Source organism: Streptomyces sp. NPDC002306, assembly GCF_053593435.1.
In genome coordinates this window covers 36,551-52,051 of the sequence record NZ_JBSFCK010000016.1, presented here as the reverse complement: position 1 = coordinate 52,051, position 15,501 = coordinate 36,551, and the positions used below count along the sequence as shown (strand labels likewise).

Genomic DNA, 15,501 nt, shown 5'->3' with positions numbered 1-15,501 from the left:
CCCCTCACGGACACCCGGAGTGCGCGAGTCCGTGAGTGCGCTCACGGATCGATGAGTCCCGCCCGGATCGCGTACCGCGTGAGTTCGAGTCGGTCACGCATGCCGAGCTTGTGCAGCAGGTTCGCGCGGTGCCGTTCGACCGTCTTCGCGCTGATGAAGAGCAGTTCGCCGATCTCCTTCGAGGTGTGTCCCTCGGCGACGAGCTTGAGAATCTCCTCCTCGCGGTCGGTGACGACCCGCTCGGGCAGGCCGTCGCCGCGGTGCAGCCGGTCCAGGTAGGAACGGACCAGCGCCCGCTCCGCGCCCGGGTAGATGAACGGCTCGTCACGCACCGCCGCCCGGCAGGCCTCCACCAGGTCGCGGTCGGCGACCGACTTCAGGACGTAGCCGACGGCCCCGGCGCGGAGCGCCTCGAAGAAGTACTGCTCGTTGTCGTACATCGTCAGAATCAGGATGCGCAGGTCCGGCAGACGGCGGGAGAGCTCGCGGGCCGCCTGCAGTCCGGTCATCCGAGGCATGGCGATGTCGAGGACGGCCAGGTCGACGTCGCCGGCGCGGGCCCGCGCCACCGCCTCGGCGCCGTCGCCCGCCTCGGCGACGACCGTGAGATCCGGTTCGCCCTCCAGGATGAGGCGCACTCCGCGTCGTACGAGCGTGTGGTCGTCGGCGAGGAGCACCCGGATCGGGGCGGCGGCGGGCGTCATCGGTCTCCTTCGGCCGGGGGCACGGTGGGCGGCGCGTGGGCGCTTTCAGACGTGGGCGCGGCGAGCGACGCGTAGGCGCCTTCGGACGAGGGTGCGGTCGGTGGCACGTGGGCTCTCGATGTGAGCGGGACTCGCAGGCGGATCTCGGTGCCCCGCTCGTCGGGTGCGGCTCCCAGAGACAGCGCCGCGCCGACCAGCAGAGCCCGTTCGCGCATGCCGTGGATACCGGCTCCCTCCCGCGCCGCCGCAAGGCCCGTGCCGTTGTCGCGGACGAGCAGTTCGACGCCGTCGGCGACGGGACGGAGCCGGATCTCGGCCCGGTCGGCACCGGAGTGCCGGACGGTGTTGGTGAGGCCTTCCTGGGCGACCCGGTAGAGCACGAGCTCCACCTCCTCGGTCAGCGGGGGCAGTTCGCCCGGGACCTGATGGCGTACGGCCAGTCCTCGCGTGGTGAACTCGGCCGCGAGCGAGCGCAGGGCGCTGGCCAGGCCCAGTTCCTCCAGTACGCCGGGGCGCAGCCGACGGGCCACGCGGCGGATCTCGTCGAGGCCGGAGCGCGTGGCCTCCTGCGCCTGGCGCACCTCCTCGCGCAGTTCCTCGGGCGCGCGGTCCGCGACCCGCTTGAGCTGGAGGAGCACGGCGGTCAGCGTCTGCCCGACCTCGTCGTGGAGCTCCCGGGCGATGCGCCGGCGCTCGCGCTCCTGCGCGGACAGCGCCCGGGCCGCGCTGGTGGCGCGCTCGCTCCCGAGCCGGTCGAGCATCGTGTTGTACGTCGTGATCAGCTCCGCCGCCTCCGCGGGACCCGCGACGGAAGCGTGCGGCCCTGGGTGCAGCAGATCGGCGGTGGCCATGGCGCGGCCGAGGCGTCGCAGCGGGGCGAGCCCGATCCGCAGCACGACCGCGTTGCCCACCAGGAGTGCCGCGAGGCCCCCGACGACGACCAGCGCCTCGTTCGCCAGTACCGGGGTCGACACGGTGACCGGGCCCAGCAACAGGGCGGCGGCCGCGACCAGGCCCGTGGCGTTGAGGGAGAAGATCCGCCAGAACAGCGACATGGTCCCGCCGCCGCCTCTCACCACGTTCGCGTACGCGTTCCCGCCGCCGACGTGCTCGTTCCGGACGTCCGCGTACTCGTTCCCGTTGTTCGCCGTCCCAGCGACCGGCACAGCCTCCACCAGCCTCTCCGTCCCCCGCCGGTCGTGTCCATCCGTCATCACACCCATGTCGTCACGGTACGGGCGGATGGCAGCATGGCGGCTCCGAGCACCCGTGAACGACCAGCCGGAACGCCGGCAAACCGGCGGGGGCAACCCGCGAGTACAACCAGTCGGAACGACAGCAAGCCAGCGGGGACAACCCGCGAGCACGACCAGCCAGCACGACCGGAAAGTACGACCAGCAAGGGGAAGAAACGTGTCTGCTCCACGCCTCCGAGCGACGCCGCTGCCAGGCATCGGGGTCCAGTACGACCTGGTGACGCGAGAACAGCGCCATCTGTCGGTGGTGGCGCACCGCGACGGCACGCGCACGGTGAACATGTACCGGACCGACGATCCCGACTCCTGCGCCCACTCCCTGCGGATGACCGGCGCGGAGGCGGGGGCACTGATCGACGCGCTGAAGCCGACCCACCACAGCGCGAGCCTGCTGTACACCACGGACCTGGGGCTGGTGGCCGAGCGCATCGAGGTCGCGGCCACCTCGCACTGGAACGGCCGTCTGCTGGGCGACACCCGGATGCGGACCGAGACCGGCGCGTCGATCGTGGCGGTGCTGCGGCGGGCCGAGGCCATCCCGTCACCGACGCCTGACTTCCGGCTGGCGGGCGGCGACACCCTGATCGTCATCGGCACCCGTGAGGGCGTCGACACGGCGGCGACGATTCTGGGGCGGGAGTGAACGGGTGCACTCCGCGGTGCTGCTGATCGAGTTCGGTTCCATCATCCTGGCGCTCGGGCTGCTCGGGCGGTTCGCCGCCCGCTTCCAGTTCTCGCCCATCCCGCTGTACCTGCTCGCCGGGCTGGCCTTCGGTGAGGGCGGGCTGCTGCCGCTCGGCGCGAGCGAGGAGTTCGTCGCCACCGGCGCCGAGATCGGCGTCATCCTGCTGCTGTTGATGCTCGGCCTGGAGTACACGGCGAGCGATCTGGTCTCCAATCTCAAGGCCCACTACCCGTCCGGTCTCGTCGACTGCGCGCTCAACGCGCTGCCGGGCGCGGCGGCCGCTCTGCTGCTGGGGTGGGGTCCGGTGGCCGCCGTGGTACTGGCGGGCGTCACCTGGATCTCGTCGTCCGGGGTGATCGCCAAGGTGCTCGGTGACCTGGGCCGGGTCGGCAACCGGGAGACCCCGGTGATCCTGAGCGTCCTGGTCCTGGAGGACCTGGCGATGGCGGTGTACCTGCCCATCGTCACCGCGCTGGTCGCCGGGGCGGGGCTGGCGGCCGGGAGCGTCACGCTGGCGATCGCGCTGGGCGCCGCCGGGCTGGTGCTGTTCCTCGCCGTCCGCTACGGCCGGGTCATCTCCCGTTTCGTCTCCAGCGACGACCCGGAGAAGCTGCTGCTCGTCGTCCTGGGGCTGACCATTCTGGTCGCGGGCGTGGCGCAACAGCTCCAGGTGTCGGCGGCTGTGGGCGCCTTCCTGGTGGGGATCGCGCTGTCCGGGGAGGTCGCGGAGGGCGCGCACACACTGCTGAGCCCCTTGCGCGACCTCTTCGCCGCGGTCTTCTTCGTCTTCTTCGGGCTGCACACGGATCCGGCCAGTATTCCTCCGGTGCTGCTGCCCGCCCTCGCGCTGGCCGCCGTCACCACGGCGACGAAGATCGCCACCGGGTACTGGGCGGCACGGCGCGCGGGAATCTCCGTGAAGGGACGCTGGCGGGCGGGCGGCGCGTTGGTGGCGCGCGGCGAGTTCTCGATCGTCATCGCGGGCCTGGCCGTCACGGCGGGCATCGAGCCGTCCCTGGGCCCGCTGGCCACGGCGTACGTCCTCATCCTCGTCGTCCTCGGCCCGCTCACCGCGCGCTATACGGAGCCCCTCGCGGCCCTGTGGAGCCGGCGCGCCGCGGCGCGGCGGACCGTCCGAGGCGAGGCCGCGCCCGCGCCCGCGCCGGAGGAGGAGGCGCGGGCACAGACACCGGTGGGCGACTGACGCCGGTGGGTGCCGGGCGACGGCTGGTGACACGGCCGGTGACAGGCGACGGCCGGCGGCGGAGAAGGGTCGATGACGGACGCCCACCCTTGGCACACGCCGGTCGGTGACGGACACCGGCCCACGACCGCCGCCGGTCACCAGCGAACACCAGCCCATGACCTCCACCGGTCGACGACCGACGCCGGCCGGTGACCGACGCCGATCCCCGGCCGACGCCCCTCAGGGACTAACCCCGGACTCCCCCCACAGACGCCGATCCCTGACTGCCCCCCCCCGGTCGCAGGCAAGCAAGGCCGAGGCACCCGCGACAGCCCGGAATTCGTGCCACGGCGGCACCGAGCCGCATCCGGTGACGCCGTGTCACAGATCACACACAGCTGTGGCCGGATTGTGGAGCTCCCTTGGAGCGCCCGTGGCATGCTCATGCCTTATTACCGGACAGTAATACTCGCCGGTATCTCCTTGTCACCCCCCACCACCCCCCAGGACTGACCTTGCGCAGACGCACGAGGCGTTGGCACACGCGTGCCCTCATGCCCGTACTGACCACGGCCGCCCTTCTCCTCGCCGCCGGCTGCTCCTCGCCCCCGCGGGAGACCGGCCGTGCGGCCGCGGAACCCGGCGGGCAGGCCACCGCGGTTGACGGCGACGCCTCTTCCGCTCGCTCCCTCGCGGTGGCCGCCGCGCCCACCGGCACCGCGACCGCCACCGCGCACCCTGGCCGTTCCGGTGGACAGGCCGCCCGCAGTACGACGCTCACCGTGAGCTCGTACGACAGCAGGACCCGCCGTGCCGTCATCGCGTCGAAGGGTGCGGCCCGGCCGTCTCCCTCGGCCACGGCGTCGGCCTCCCCCGGCCCCACCGGGACGCCCCACCGCGCCGCCGTGGGCGACGTCATCGCCAGTGCCCCCGCGCCCGGCGCACCGCGCGGGCTGCTCGCCAAGATCACCAAGGTGGTCGGCGAGACGGACACCGGCACGGAGGTGCAGACCGAGCCGGCCGCCCTCAACGCCCTGCTCGGCGACGACACGGCACGCGGCACCGTGCCGGTCGACCCCGCCTCCTTCGACGTCGAGAAGCTGCTGCCCGACGTCGACCTCTCGTGGACCAGGACGGGCGACGTCCACGTCGGCCCGGAGGGCGCCGCGGTACCGCTCGGCAGCCTGCGGCTGGACGTGCGGGCCGAGGTGCCCACGGCCGCGGGCGCGCCGGCGTCCGCCACCGCCTCGGTCTCCGGCTACGTACAGGTCGCCCCGCAGGTCGACTTCCGCTACGGCGGCGAGGGCGTCGACGCCACGCCCGGCTCGGCCTACCTGGGCGTGTCCGGCGACTGGACCTCGGGCTGGGCCCTCAAGGGCCGGGCCGCGGCCGCCACCACGCCGCTGCGGATCCCGTTCGCCAAGCTCCACGCGGACCCCGTGCTCCAGGTCGGCCCCGTCCCGGTCGTGGTCAACCTGGACCTGACCTGCTACGTGCAGATCAGCGGCGACGGCACCGTCACCGTGGACGTGGAGCAGAGCCTCAAGGGCGACTTCAAGGCGGGCGGCACCTTCTCCGCCGCCAAGGGCTGGACCCCGGTCAGCGACTCCGACATGACGAGCACTCCCGTACGGACCTCGGTCAGCACCGCGGGCGCCGTGAAGGCGGCGCTCGGCGCGCAGGCCTTCGTCGGCCTGTACGGCAGTGTGGGCGTCGCCGCCGATCTCGCGCCCTATGTGCGCGGCGAGGCCACCGGCACGGTCACCGGCACGGACGCGACCCTGGACGCGAACGCCGTCTGGGCCGTGTACGGCGGCGTCGACCTGAGCGGCACGCTGCGGATCCAGCTGTCGGTGTTCGGCACGCCCGTGCTCGGGCGGGACATCCCGCTGGGCACCCTGCACCGGGAGTGGAAGCTGGCGGCCGGCGGCACGCCGTAGCCGTACGCGTGAGCTGTGCCGCCGGGTGACTCACGCCTGAAACCGCGCCGCCAGGTGCCGTACGCGTACGTGCCGGACCGCGCCGTCAGGGACCCAGCCCTGGCGGCGAGGTGCCGCACGTGTAGGTGTCAGACCGCGCCGTCGGGCACCCAGCCCTGGCGGCGCAGCACGGCCGACACGTCGGGCGCCTCGTAGTGCTCGCCCTTGAGGACCTTGCCGTCCGCGCGGCGGGCCACCTGGCCGTCGGGGCCGAGCTTGGTCATGTTGGAGCGGTGGATCTCGGCGATCACCGCGTCGAGGTCGATCCCGTGGACGAGGGCCGTGCCGTACGCCACATAGACGACGTCGGCCAGTTCGTGGGCGAGGCTGTCGAGCGGGCCCTCGACCGAGACCTCGGCCACCTCGGCGGCCTCCTCCGCGAGCAGCTCGCCCCGGTGCGCGGCGAGCTCGGCGGACACCCGCGTCGGTCTGCTGCGGGTGTCCAGCCCGAAGGCGCGGTGGAACTCACGGACCAGGTCGGCGGGCGAGGAACTCATGGATCCGACTCTACCGATCACCACTGACACCCCAGCCGGACAAGACCCCCCTGGCCGTCACCGCACCTGTACTGGCAGGATCGCGGCCATGTCCAAGGTGTTCCCCCGTATCGGCAGGCGCCGGGCCCTCCAGGGCGCGACCGCCGGTTTCGTGGCGCTCGGACTGCTCCTGTGGTGGCTGTTGCCCCTCGGCGAGGAGCCGCCGGGCGGGACGATCTCCCTGAGCACGGGGACACCGAGCGGGGTCTACCAGGAGTACGGCAAGCTGCTGCGCGCCGAGTTGGACAGGGACATGCCGAACTTGACGGTGAACCTCCAGACCAGCGACGGGTCGCAGGAGAACGTCGCGCGCGTGGCGTCCGGCCAGGCCGACTTCACCATCGCCGCGGCCGACGCGGTGGAGACGTACGAACTGCACCGCGGCAAGGGTGCCGCCCGGCTGCGCGGGATCGCCCGCCTCTACGACGACTACGTGCAGATCGCCGTCGCGCGCGAGTCGCGCATCGACTCCGTCGCCGACCTCAAGGGCAAGCGCGTGGCCATAGGGCCGCCGGAGTCCGGGGTGCGCCTCATCGCCAACCGGGTGCTCGGGGCGGCGGGCATCGACGTGCGCAAGGACATCACCCCCGAGTCCGACGGCATAAGCACCGCGCCCGAGCGGCTGAAGTCGGGGGACATCGACGCGTTCTTCTGGTCGGGCGGCCTGCCGACGGAGGGCGTGAGGAAGCTCGCCGACGACTTCTCCATCCGGTTCGTCCCGATCGAGCCCGAGCTCGTGACGCGGCTGCACACCGAGGGCGACGCCACCCGGTACTACCGCGCGACCAACATGCCGGAGTCGGCCTACCCCACCGTGCAGAACGGGTCGGTCGTGCCCACGATGGCGGTGTCCAACCTGCTGATCACCCGCACGGACCTGGACCCTCGGCTCATCGAGTGGGTCACCCGAACCGTGATCAAGAGCCGGGACGGCATCGGCGCCCACGTCCACTCGGCGCAGCTCGTCGACCTGCGCACGGCGATCTACACCGACCCGCTCCAGCTCCACGAGGGCGCCCGGCGCTACTACCGGTCGGTCAAGCCGTAGGCCTCGACCTCGGTACCGTCACCGTCACCCGCAGCCCGTGCGGCTCGTGGTGGTCGTAGGCGATCGCGCCGCCGCCCGCCTCCAGCAGCACCCGGGAGATGGACAGACCGAGTCCGGAGCCCTTGACGTTCTGATGGCGGCCGCTGCGCCAGAACCGGTCGCCGACGCGGCCGAGTTCGTCCTCGGTCAGACCGGGGCCGTTGTCGGTGACGACGACGGTCGAGGTCTCGCCGTTGGAGGCGACGGTCACCTCGACGCTCTGGTCCTCGGGCGTGAACTTCACCGCGTTGTCGATCACCGCGTCCAGCGCGCTGGACAGGGTGATCGGGTCCGCCCAGGCCGTGGTGGGCGGGCAGTCGCCCACCAGCCGTACGCCCTTGGCCGTGGCGGTCGGCGACCAGGCCTCGACGCGCTCGGCGGTCAGCGCGCCGATGTCGGTGAGCGTCAGGTCCGCCTCGGCGTGCTCGGCGAGCGCCAGGTCGAGCAGGTCGTCCAGGACCTGCGCGAGGCGCTTGCCCTCGGTCTGGACCGAGGCGATCTCCTCGTTGCCCTCGGGCAGTTCGAGGGCGAGCAGTTCGATACGCAGCAGCAGCGCCGCGAGCGGATTGCGCAACTGGTGCGAGGCGTCGGCGACGAAGGCGCGCTGCTGCTCCAGCACGTCCTCGACGTTGTCCGCCATCTCGTTGAACGACCGGGCCAGCCGCCTGAGTTCCGGCGGACCACCGGCCGCCGCGACCCGGGACTTCAGCCGCCCGGTGGCGATGTCGTGGGTGGTGGCGTCCAGGATCCGTACCGGCCTGAGGACCCATCCGGTCAGCCGCAGGGCGGCGCCGACGGCGAGCAGCATCGCGGCGAACTCGCCCGCGGCGATCACCATCCAGCCGTGCAGGATCCGCGAACGCATCGCCCCGGTGGGCGAGTCGGTGACGACGACCGCGACGACGTCGCCGTCCCGGATGACCGGTGACGCGACGACCAGTTGACGACGGTCCCAGGGCCAGACCTGCTGCGGATCGTGGCTACGACGGCTGAGCAACGCCTCCCCGAAGGCCTCCCGCACCTCACCCGTCTGGGGGAGGAACCAGTCGGCGGGCGCCTGAGCCATGGGGGTGTCGGTGCGGTAGTAGACACCGGCACGAATGCCGTAGACCTCGTAGTAGCTGGCGAGTTCGTTGTTGAGCGTCTCCTTGCGCTCGTCCTTGGCCATGGGACGCGAGCCGCCGGGCACCTCGGTGACGTACTGGGCGAGGGCCGCGAAGCGGGCGGTGTCGTCGATGCGGTCGACGACGACCTTCTGCTGCTGGGCCGCGGCCACACTGGCGGCGAGCGGAATGCCGAGCGCGAGCAGCACGGCCGCCATCAGGACGATGAGCAGCGGCAGCAGACGTGTGCGCAAACCGTCCCCGCTAGGCGGCCGGGGCGACGAGCCGGTAGCCCACGCCGCGCACGGTCTCGATCAGGGCGGGCATGCGCAGTTTGGCCCGCAGGGACGCCACGTGCACCTCCAGGGTGCGGCCCGTGCCCTCCCAGCTGGTGCGCCAGACCTCGCTGATGATCTGCTCGCGGCGGAAGACCACACCGGGGCGCTGGGCGAGCAGCGCGAGGAGGTCGAACTCCTTGCGGGTAAGTTGGACGACCGAACCGTCCACGCTGACCTGGCGGGTGGGCAGTTCGATGTGCACGGGGCCCAGGCGCAGCGCGGTGTCGGCGCCCCCGGGGGTGTCCTCGTGCACCGCGCGCCGGCTGACGGCGTGGATCCGGGCGAGCAGTTCGCCGGTGTCGTAGGGCTTCACCACGTAGTCGTCGGCGCCGAGGTTGAGGCCGTGGATGCGCGAACGCACGTCGGAACGGGCGGTGACCATGATCACCGGAGTGCTCGTGCGCTTGCGGATCTTGCCGCACACCTCGTAACCGTCCTGGTCGGGCAGCCCGAGGTCGAGCAGGACGACACCGAAGCAGGCGCTTTCGGGGACGAGTGCCTGGAGGGCCTCCTCGCCGCTGCGGGCGTGCGTGACGTCGAAACCGTGCCGCGCCAGGACCGCGGACAAGGCGGCTGCGACATGGTTGTCGTCCTCGACGAGAAGCAGTCTCATCCCGGCTCCCTCCGGTTCATCGTGCGTACGGTGTCGATCGATAGGCGTGCGCACACACGCGTGCACCATGGCAGTCACGCTGATGGACGTCGACGGCGTCAAGTGGGTTCCGGTTGCGCGCACGTTCCGTTACCCGGCCGATACGCCCGCAGGTCGCAACTGCTACGACACGTGTCCGATTGCTATCGGATCGTGATGCTCAGATTCCCCTCAGATGTAATGACGCTGGTCGTGCGGCATCACTACTGTCCTCCGAAACCGAGCAGGACGGAGCCAGTAAGCGATGACCGAAGTATCGGTGGCCAAGGAAGACGTGGCCGCGACCGGCGAACTGGTCGTCCTGAAGAGTGTCAACAAGCACTTCGGCGCGTTGCACGTGCTCCAGGACATCGATCTGACGATCGCCCGCGGCGAGGTCGTCGTGGTCATCGGACCCTCGGGGTCCGGGAAGTCCACCCTGTGCCGCACCATCAACCGCCTGGAGACCACCGACTCGGGCACGATCACGATCGACGGCAAGGCGCTGCCCCAGGAGGGCAAGGAACTGGCGCGGCTGCGCGCCGACGTCGGCATGGTGTTCCAGTCCTTCAACCTCTTCGCGCACAAGACCGTGCTCGAGAACGTGATGCTGGGTCAGATCAAGGTCCGCAAGGCGGACAGGAAGCAGGCCGAGGAGAAGGCCCGCGCGCTGCTCGACCGGGTCGGCGTGGCCACCCAGGCCGACAAGTACCCCGCACAGCTCTCCGGCGGCCAGCAGCAGCGCGTCGCCATCGCGCGGGCCCTCGCGATGGACCCGAAGGTCATGCTCTTCGACGAGCCGACGTCGGCCCTCGACCCGGAGATGATCAACGAGGTGCTGGAGGTCATGCAGCAGCTCGCCCGGGACGGCATGACCATGATCGTCGTCACCCACGAAATGGGCTTCGCCCGCTCGGCGGCGAACCGGGTGGTCTTCATGGCGGACGGCCGCATCGTCGAACAGGCCACACCCGACCAGTTCTTCAGCAACCCGCGCAGCGACCGCGCCAAGGACTTCCTGTCGAAGATCCTGCACCACTGACTCCGCCGATCCCCTCACACCGACCGCGCCGATCCCCCACCACTGACCCGCGCGATCCCGCACCACGGATCGCGCCCGCCCCGCAGTACGGATCGGGCCGGTCCCGCAAGGACCGATCACGCTCATCCCGCACCACGGATCGCGCCCACCGCGCTCCGCACGCCCCGGACGACCCGTGTGACCCACCGACGACCTGTGTGACCCGCACCCGGCGACCCGTGTCACCCGCACCGCGGCCCGCGCCGGCCGCATCCGAGGACCCGCGTCACCCGCACCCGACGGCCCGCTTTCCCTCATCAGCAGAAGGATGTTCACCATGAAGCTCCGCAAGGTCACCGCCGCTTCGGCCGTCGTACTCGCCCTCGCGCTGAGCGCCACCGCCTGCGGCGGCGACAACAAGGACGACGACAGCAACGGCTCCAGCGGTGGCGGCGGCAAGATCAAGATCGGCGTCAAGTTCGACCAGCCGGGTCTCGGCCTGCAGGAGCCCGACGGCTCCCACTCCGGCTTCGACATCGACGTGGCGACCTACGTGGCCAAGGAGCTCGGTTACTCGGCCGACAAGATCGAGTGGGTCCAGACCAAGAGCGCCGACCGCGAGAACGCGCTCGCCCGCGGCGACGTGAAGTTCATCGCGGCGACCTACTCCATCAACGACGAGCGCAAGGAGAAGGTCGACTTCGCCGGCCCCTACCTGCTCGCCCACCAGGACCTGCTGGTCAAGGCCGACTCCGACATCGCCAAGGGCACCGACCTCAACGGCAAGAACCTGTGCTCCGTGACCGGCTCGACCTCGGCGCAGAACGTCCAGAAGTCCATCGCCCCGAAGGCCAACCTGCGGGAGAACAGCGGCTACTCGGAGTGCATCGCCGCCCTCCAGAGCGGCGCCGTGGTCGCCGTGACCACCGATGACTCGATCCTCGCGGGCTTCGCCGCGCAGGACAAGTACAAGGGTCAGTTCAAGCTCGCGGGCCTGAAGCTCAGCAACGAGAACTACGGCATCGGCGTCAAGAAGGGCGACACCGCGACCGTCACCAAGATCAACGACGCCCTCAAGAAGATGGTCAGCGACGGCTCGTGGAAGAAGGCGGTCGAGGCCAACTTCGGCCCGGCGGGCTACAAGAACGAGCCCGCCCCGGCGATCGGCAACATCGTCAAGTAACGCGCGGCTCCGGCCGAGCAACGCAGGGTTCTCCCGGCGCGCCGCCGCCCGCCACCTGACCGGCGGGCGGCGGCGCGCCACACCCTCCACGTACGCCACACACCCGGAAGCGCGGGAGATCGTGTTCGACTTTCTTGAAGGTTACGACGTCCTCGGGGCGTTCTGGATGACGGTGAAACTCACCGCCCTCTCCGCCGTCGGCTCCCTGGTCTGGGGCACCCTGCTGGCGGCGATGCGGGTCAGCCCCGTCCCGCTCATGCGCGGATTCGGCACCGCCTACGTGAACATCGTGCGGAACATCCCGCTGACGGTCATCATCGTCTTCTCCTCGCTGGGCCTGGCCGACATCTTCGGCATGACCATGGGCGCGTCCGACGACTTCAAGCTCCAGGGCTTCCGGCTGGCGACACTCAGCCTCTCGGCCTACACGGCGGCCTTCGTCTGCGAGTCGATCCGCTCCGGGATCAACACCGTGCCCGTCGGCCAGGCGGAGGCGGCCCGCGCCATCGGACTGAACTTCAGTCAGTCGCTGCGCCTGATAGTGCTGCCCCAGGCCTTCCGCGCGGTGATCGCGCCGCTGGCGAACGTCCTGATCGCCCTCACCAAGAACACCACCGTGGCGGCCGCGATCGGCGTGGCCGAGGCCGCGAGCCTGATGAAGACGATGATCGAGAACGAGGCCCAGTCGCTCGCCATCGGCGCGGTCTTCGCCCTCGGGTTCGTGGTACTGACCCTGCCCACCGGCCTCCTCCTCGGCTGGGTCGGCAAGCGACTGGCGGTGAAGCGATGACCTCCGTTCTCTACGACGCGCCCGGCCCGCGGGCCAAGCAGCGCAACATAGTCCTCTCCATAGTCTTCTTCGCCTTGCTCGCCCTGCTCCTGTGGTGGGCCTGGCAGATGATGGACGACAAGCACCAGCTGGACTGGGCCCTGTGGGAGCCGTTCACCACGGGCCAGGCCTGGACGACGTACCTGCTGCCCGGCCTCGGCAACACCCTCAAGGCCGCCGCCCTCTCCATGATCATCGCCCTCCCCCTGGGCGCGGTCTTCGGCATCGCCCGGATGTCCGACCACCGCTGGATCCGCGTTCCGGCCGGTGTCGTCGTCGAGTTCTTCCGCGCGATCCCGGTACTGCTCCTGATGCTGTTCGCCCAGGAGTTCTACGTCCGCTCCACCGGCGTCAGCAGCGAGGACCGGCCTCTCTACGCGGTCGTCACCGGCCTGGTCCTCTACAACGCCTCGGTCCTCGCGGAGGTCGTCCGGGCCGGCATCCTCGCCCTGCCCAAGGGCCAGACGGAGGCCGCGTACGCGATCGGTCTGCGCAAGGGCCAGACGATGACCAGCATCCTGCTCCCGCAGGCCGTCACCGTCATGCTGCCGGCCATCGTCAGCCAGCTCGTGGTCATCGTGAAGGACACCGCGCTGGGCGGCGTCATGCTCCAGTTCCCCGAACTGCTCAACGAGCGCAGCACGCTCGCGGCCAACTACGCCAACGTCGTCCCCAGCTTCATCGCGGTGGCGATCATCTTCATCGTGGTGAACTTCGCCTTCACCTCCTTCGCCTCCTGGCTGGAGCGATGGCTGCGCCGCAGCAAGCGCGGTACGGGCACGGTCCTCGGTGCCGAGAAGGTCCAGGAACTCAACGCCGCCGAGGTCGGGGGTACCTTCGGCACCGGCGCGGGCGGCAGCGTCTGACGCACACTCAAGTGACGTGACCGGTAAGGAGGCAGTGGCATGATCGCCACTGCCTCCGTCACTTGACGCAAGCACCGGCAATAGGTTGCATACGTTCTGTGATCGTGCACCCTGCTCCAGCCTTTTGTTCGCATACGTCCCCGGGGACGCCGCCACGGGCAGGGGGCGCCGCGCCGTGGACCCGGTGATCATCGTCGGCGCGGGGCCCGTGGGGCTCACGCTCGCCCTCGCGCTGGCCCGCCAGGAGGTTCCCTCGGTCGTCCTCGACGAGGGCCCGGGCAAGGACGAGTCCCGCCTCGCGCGCAGTGTCGTGCTGCGCGAGGACACCGCCGCGCTCGTGGAGCGGCTGACCGGGGTTCGGCTCGCCGACGCCGGCGTCCGCTGGGCCGGATGGCGGTCGTTGCGGCGCAAGCAGGTGACGCGCGAGGTCTCCTTCGACGACCTCGAACCCGCCCCGCTGCACATCGCCCAGCACGTACTGACCGACGCCCTGCGCGCGGCCCTCACCCACGAACGACGCGTCAAGGTCGCCGTGGACAGCCGCCTCGACACCGTCGAGCAGGAGCCCTCCGGCGTCACCGCCCACACCCGTGGCGGCAAGGGCACCTGGTGGCGAGGCAGCTACCTGGTGGGCTGCGACGGCCCCCGCTCCACGGTGCGCAAGCTCCAGGACATCCGCTTCCCCGGCCGGACGGCGGTGGAGCGACACGCCGTGGCCGCGCTGCGCACGGAACTTCCCTGGGCCGACCAGGCGTTGCTCCATCGGATGCCGCCGTGGCGGATGTCCGGTCCCTCCGCCGGGGAGGTCACCGGACGTCCACTGCCGGACGGTGTCTGGCGGCTGGACTGGCTGCTGCCGCCCGGCAAGGACCTGGTCACGCCCGACCTGCTGGTGGCCCGGGTCCGGGAGACGCTGGCCGGCTGGTCGGGCGGCTCCACACCGACGTACGAACTGCTCGACACCGGCGTCCACACCGTGCACCACCGGCTGGCCCGCCGCTGGCGCGCCGGCCGGGTCTTCCTCGCCGGGGACGCCGCCCACCTGCTCGGCGCGCTCGGTACGCAGGGGCTGGACGAGGGCCTCAGGGACGCCGACAACCTCGCCTGGAAGCTGGCGCTCGCCTGGCACCACGGACCGCACGAGGCGCTGCTCGACAGCTACCAGTCGGAGCGGCGCGCCGTCGTCGCCGCCCGGCTGCGCGCGGCCGACCAGGTGCTGCCGCTGCTGCGCGGCGGCGGCGGGTTGCGGGCCTACGTCCCCGGCGCCGCCCGCGGCCACGAGGCGCTGCTCACGGACGGTCACCTGGGCCGCGGCCCGCTGGGCGAGCCCGGGGGGTACGCCGGGTCGCCGCTCGCGCCCCGGCACCTGGAGGCGGAGGTCCCCGTCGACACCGCGCCCGGCGCCCAGGTCACGGACGTGCGGGTGACGGCTGAGGACGGTTCCTTCGTACGGTTGCGGGACCGGCTCGGCCACGGTGCGCTGCTGGTCGTCCTGATCGCGCCGGGCACGGGCGTGTGGGAGCGCAAGCACTGGGTGACGGCCGGGATCATGCCCCGGCTCGCCGCCGCGGTGACCGCGCTGCCGCATCCCGCCGAACTGCTGGTCGCCGAGAGCTATCCGGGGGCGGCCGCCCACACCGTGCTCCTCGTCCGCCCCGACGGCCACCTGGTCACCGCCCTGAACGGGGTACGCCCGGCCGACCTTTACGCGGCGGCCGAGGCGACCCTGGGCAGCCCGTCCCGAGCGGAGGCGACGGCCGGCTCCGTCTCGACATGACCGCGAACGCGGGCGTCGACCACGAACGCGGGCCTGGGCCTCGACCGCGAACGCGGGCCTCGACCGCGGAACTCGACCGCGACCGCGACTCACCGTCGCGCCGCGGTCCACATAGTGACAGTGAGTTGACCACCCCGTACCGGCGTGGTCTACTCCGAATCGTGACCGACACCTGCGTACGCCTTTGGCGGAGGGTCCACATGGACCTCATCCGCTACGCGGGCTGCGTGTGTCGCCCGTCCTGCTGACTTCGCCCCCTCTCCACCCGCGCGCGCCGCTCATGCGCCGCCGCGCGCTGTCGCGAACGCTGATCAGGACGG

15 protein-coding genes are annotated in these 15,501 nt (G+C 71.3%); 10 read left to right on the top strand and 5 right to left on the bottom strand.

Going from position 1 to position 15,501, the window contains the following annotated elements; all coding sequences use genetic code 11:
- Positions 1-41: 41 nt before the first annotated feature.
- Positions 42-704, bottom strand: a complete 663-nt coding sequence (locus ACWCQK_RS27050) for a response regulator (RefSeq protein ID WP_451159162.1) — start codon at positions 702-704, stop codon at positions 42-44.
- Positions 701-1,759 carry a sensor histidine kinase gene (locus ACWCQK_RS27045; protein ID WP_451159320.1) on the bottom strand — a complete coding sequence of 353 codons (1,059 nt, stop codon included), beginning with the start codon at positions 1,757-1,759 and terminating at the stop codon, positions 701-703. The genes ACWCQK_RS27050 and ACWCQK_RS27045 overlap by 4 nt, the downstream gene beginning before the upstream one ends.
- A gap of 358 nt (positions 1,760-2,117) precedes the next feature.
- On the opposite strand from ACWCQK_RS27045, the gene ACWCQK_RS27040 reads away from it, so the two are divergent.
- The 3 genes from ACWCQK_RS27040 to ACWCQK_RS27030 all read left to right on the top strand — a co-directional run bounded on the left by ACWCQK_RS27040 (position 2,118) and on the right by ACWCQK_RS27030 (position 5,771).
- Positions 2,118-2,603, top strand: coding sequence for a cation:proton antiporter regulatory subunit (locus tag ACWCQK_RS27040; RefSeq protein ID WP_451159160.1), 486 nt, complete (start codon positions 2,118-2,120; stop codon positions 2,601-2,603).
- Between the two features lie 4 nt (positions 2,604-2,607).
- A complete protein-coding gene (locus tag ACWCQK_RS27035) occupies positions 2,608-3,849 on the top strand; it encodes a cation:proton antiporter (RefSeq protein WP_451159158.1) in 1,242 nt (413 codons plus the stop codon).
- A 536-nt stretch (positions 3,850-4,385) separates the two neighbouring features.
- Entirely contained in the window at positions 4,386-5,771 is a 1,386-nt protein-coding gene (locus ACWCQK_RS27030) for a hypothetical protein (protein ID WP_451159156.1), read from the top strand.
- Between the two features lie 128 nt (positions 5,772-5,899).
- Here ACWCQK_RS27030 and ACWCQK_RS27025 read toward each other — a convergent pair whose 3' ends face one another.
- Entirely contained in the window at positions 5,900-6,307 is a 408-nt protein-coding gene (locus ACWCQK_RS27025; protein ID WP_451159154.1) for a pyrophosphohydrolase domain-containing protein, read from the bottom strand.
- An 88-nt stretch (positions 6,308-6,395) separates the two neighbouring features.
- On the opposite strand from ACWCQK_RS27025, the gene ACWCQK_RS27020 reads away from it, so the two are divergent.
- Entirely contained in the window at positions 6,396-7,394 is a 999-nt protein-coding gene (locus ACWCQK_RS27020) for a TAXI family TRAP transporter solute-binding subunit (protein ID WP_451159152.1), read from the top strand.
- Here ACWCQK_RS27020 and ACWCQK_RS27015 read toward each other — a convergent pair.
- Complete coding sequence (locus ACWCQK_RS27015; protein WP_451159150.1) at positions 7,384-8,790, bottom strand: ATP-binding protein; 1,407 nt, start codon at positions 8,788-8,790, stop codon at positions 7,384-7,386. The two genes, ACWCQK_RS27020 and ACWCQK_RS27015, sit on opposite strands and share 11 nt — an antisense overlap.
- 10 nt (positions 8,791-8,800) lie before the next feature.
- Positions 8,801-9,487, bottom strand: coding sequence for a response regulator transcription factor (locus ACWCQK_RS27010; protein WP_451159148.1), 687 nt, complete (start codon positions 9,485-9,487; stop codon positions 8,801-8,803).
- A 283-nt stretch (positions 9,488-9,770) separates the two neighbouring features.
- Here ACWCQK_RS27010 and ACWCQK_RS27005 point away from each other — a divergent pair, with 283 nt between their 5' ends.
- The 6 genes from ACWCQK_RS27005 to ACWCQK_RS26980 all read left to right on the top strand — a co-directional run bounded on the left by ACWCQK_RS27005 (position 9,771) and on the right by ACWCQK_RS26980 (position 15,429).
- Entirely contained in the window at positions 9,771-10,547 is a 777-nt protein-coding gene (locus ACWCQK_RS27005; protein ID WP_451159146.1) for an amino acid ABC transporter ATP-binding protein, read from the top strand.
- A gap of 316 nt (positions 10,548-10,863) precedes the next feature.
- Complete coding sequence (locus ACWCQK_RS27000; protein ID WP_451159144.1) at positions 10,864-11,709, top strand: glutamate ABC transporter substrate-binding protein; 846 nt, start codon at positions 10,864-10,866, stop codon at positions 11,707-11,709.
- A 121-nt stretch (positions 11,710-11,830) separates the two neighbouring features.
- Positions 11,831-12,499: an amino acid ABC transporter permease gene (locus ACWCQK_RS26995; protein WP_451159142.1), complete on the top strand. Its 669-nt coding sequence runs from the start codon at positions 11,831-11,833 to the stop codon at positions 12,497-12,499.
- Complete coding sequence (locus ACWCQK_RS26990) at positions 12,496-13,404, top strand: amino acid ABC transporter permease (protein WP_451159140.1); 909 nt, start codon at positions 12,496-12,498, stop codon at positions 13,402-13,404. Before ACWCQK_RS26995 ends, ACWCQK_RS26990 begins: the two co-directional genes overlap by 4 nt.
- A gap of 175 nt (positions 13,405-13,579) precedes the next feature.
- Complete coding sequence (locus tag ACWCQK_RS26985) at positions 13,580-15,181, top strand: FAD-dependent monooxygenase (RefSeq protein ID WP_451159138.1); 1,602 nt, start codon at positions 13,580-13,582, stop codon at positions 15,179-15,181.
- Positions 15,178-15,429, top strand: a complete 252-nt coding sequence (locus ACWCQK_RS26980) for a putative leader peptide (protein WP_451159136.1) — start codon at positions 15,178-15,180, stop codon at positions 15,427-15,429. The genes ACWCQK_RS26985 and ACWCQK_RS26980 overlap by 4 nt, the downstream gene beginning before the upstream one ends.
- Positions 15,430-15,501: the final 72 nt, after the last annotated feature.

Coding starts and splice junctions, on each gene's coding strand:
- ACWCQK_RS27005 (WP_451159146.1), top strand. CDS start 9,771: ATGACCGAAGTATCGGTGGCCAAGGAAGACGTGGCCGCGACCGGCGAA.
- ACWCQK_RS27030 (WP_451159156.1), top strand. CDS start 4,386: ATGCCCGTACTGACCACGGCCGCCCTTCTCCTCGCCGCCGGCTGCTCC.
- ACWCQK_RS27050 (WP_451159162.1), bottom strand. CDS start 704: ATGACGCCCGCCGCCGCCCCGATCCGGGTGCTCCTCGCCGACGACCAC.
- ACWCQK_RS26990 (WP_451159140.1), top strand. CDS start 12,496: ATGACCTCCGTTCTCTACGACGCGCCCGGCCCGCGGGCCAAGCAGCGC.
- ACWCQK_RS27000 (WP_451159144.1), top strand. CDS start 10,864: ATGAAGCTCCGCAAGGTCACCGCCGCTTCGGCCGTCGTACTCGCCCTC.
- ACWCQK_RS27010 (WP_451159148.1), bottom strand. CDS start 9,487: ATGAGACTGCTTCTCGTCGAGGACGACAACCATGTCGCAGCCGCCTTG.
- ACWCQK_RS27020 (WP_451159152.1), top strand. CDS start 6,396: ATGTCCAAGGTGTTCCCCCGTATCGGCAGGCGCCGGGCCCTCCAGGGC.
- ACWCQK_RS27045 (WP_451159320.1), bottom strand. CDS start 1,759: ATGTCGCTGTTCTGGCGGATCTTCTCCCTCAACGCCACGGGCCTGGTC.
- ACWCQK_RS26980 (WP_451159136.1), top strand. CDS start 15,178: ATGACCGCGAACGCGGGCGTCGACCACGAACGCGGGCCTGGGCCTCGA.
- ACWCQK_RS27025 (WP_451159154.1), bottom strand. CDS start 6,307: ATGAGTTCCTCGCCCGCCGACCTGGTCCGTGAGTTCCACCGCGCCTTC.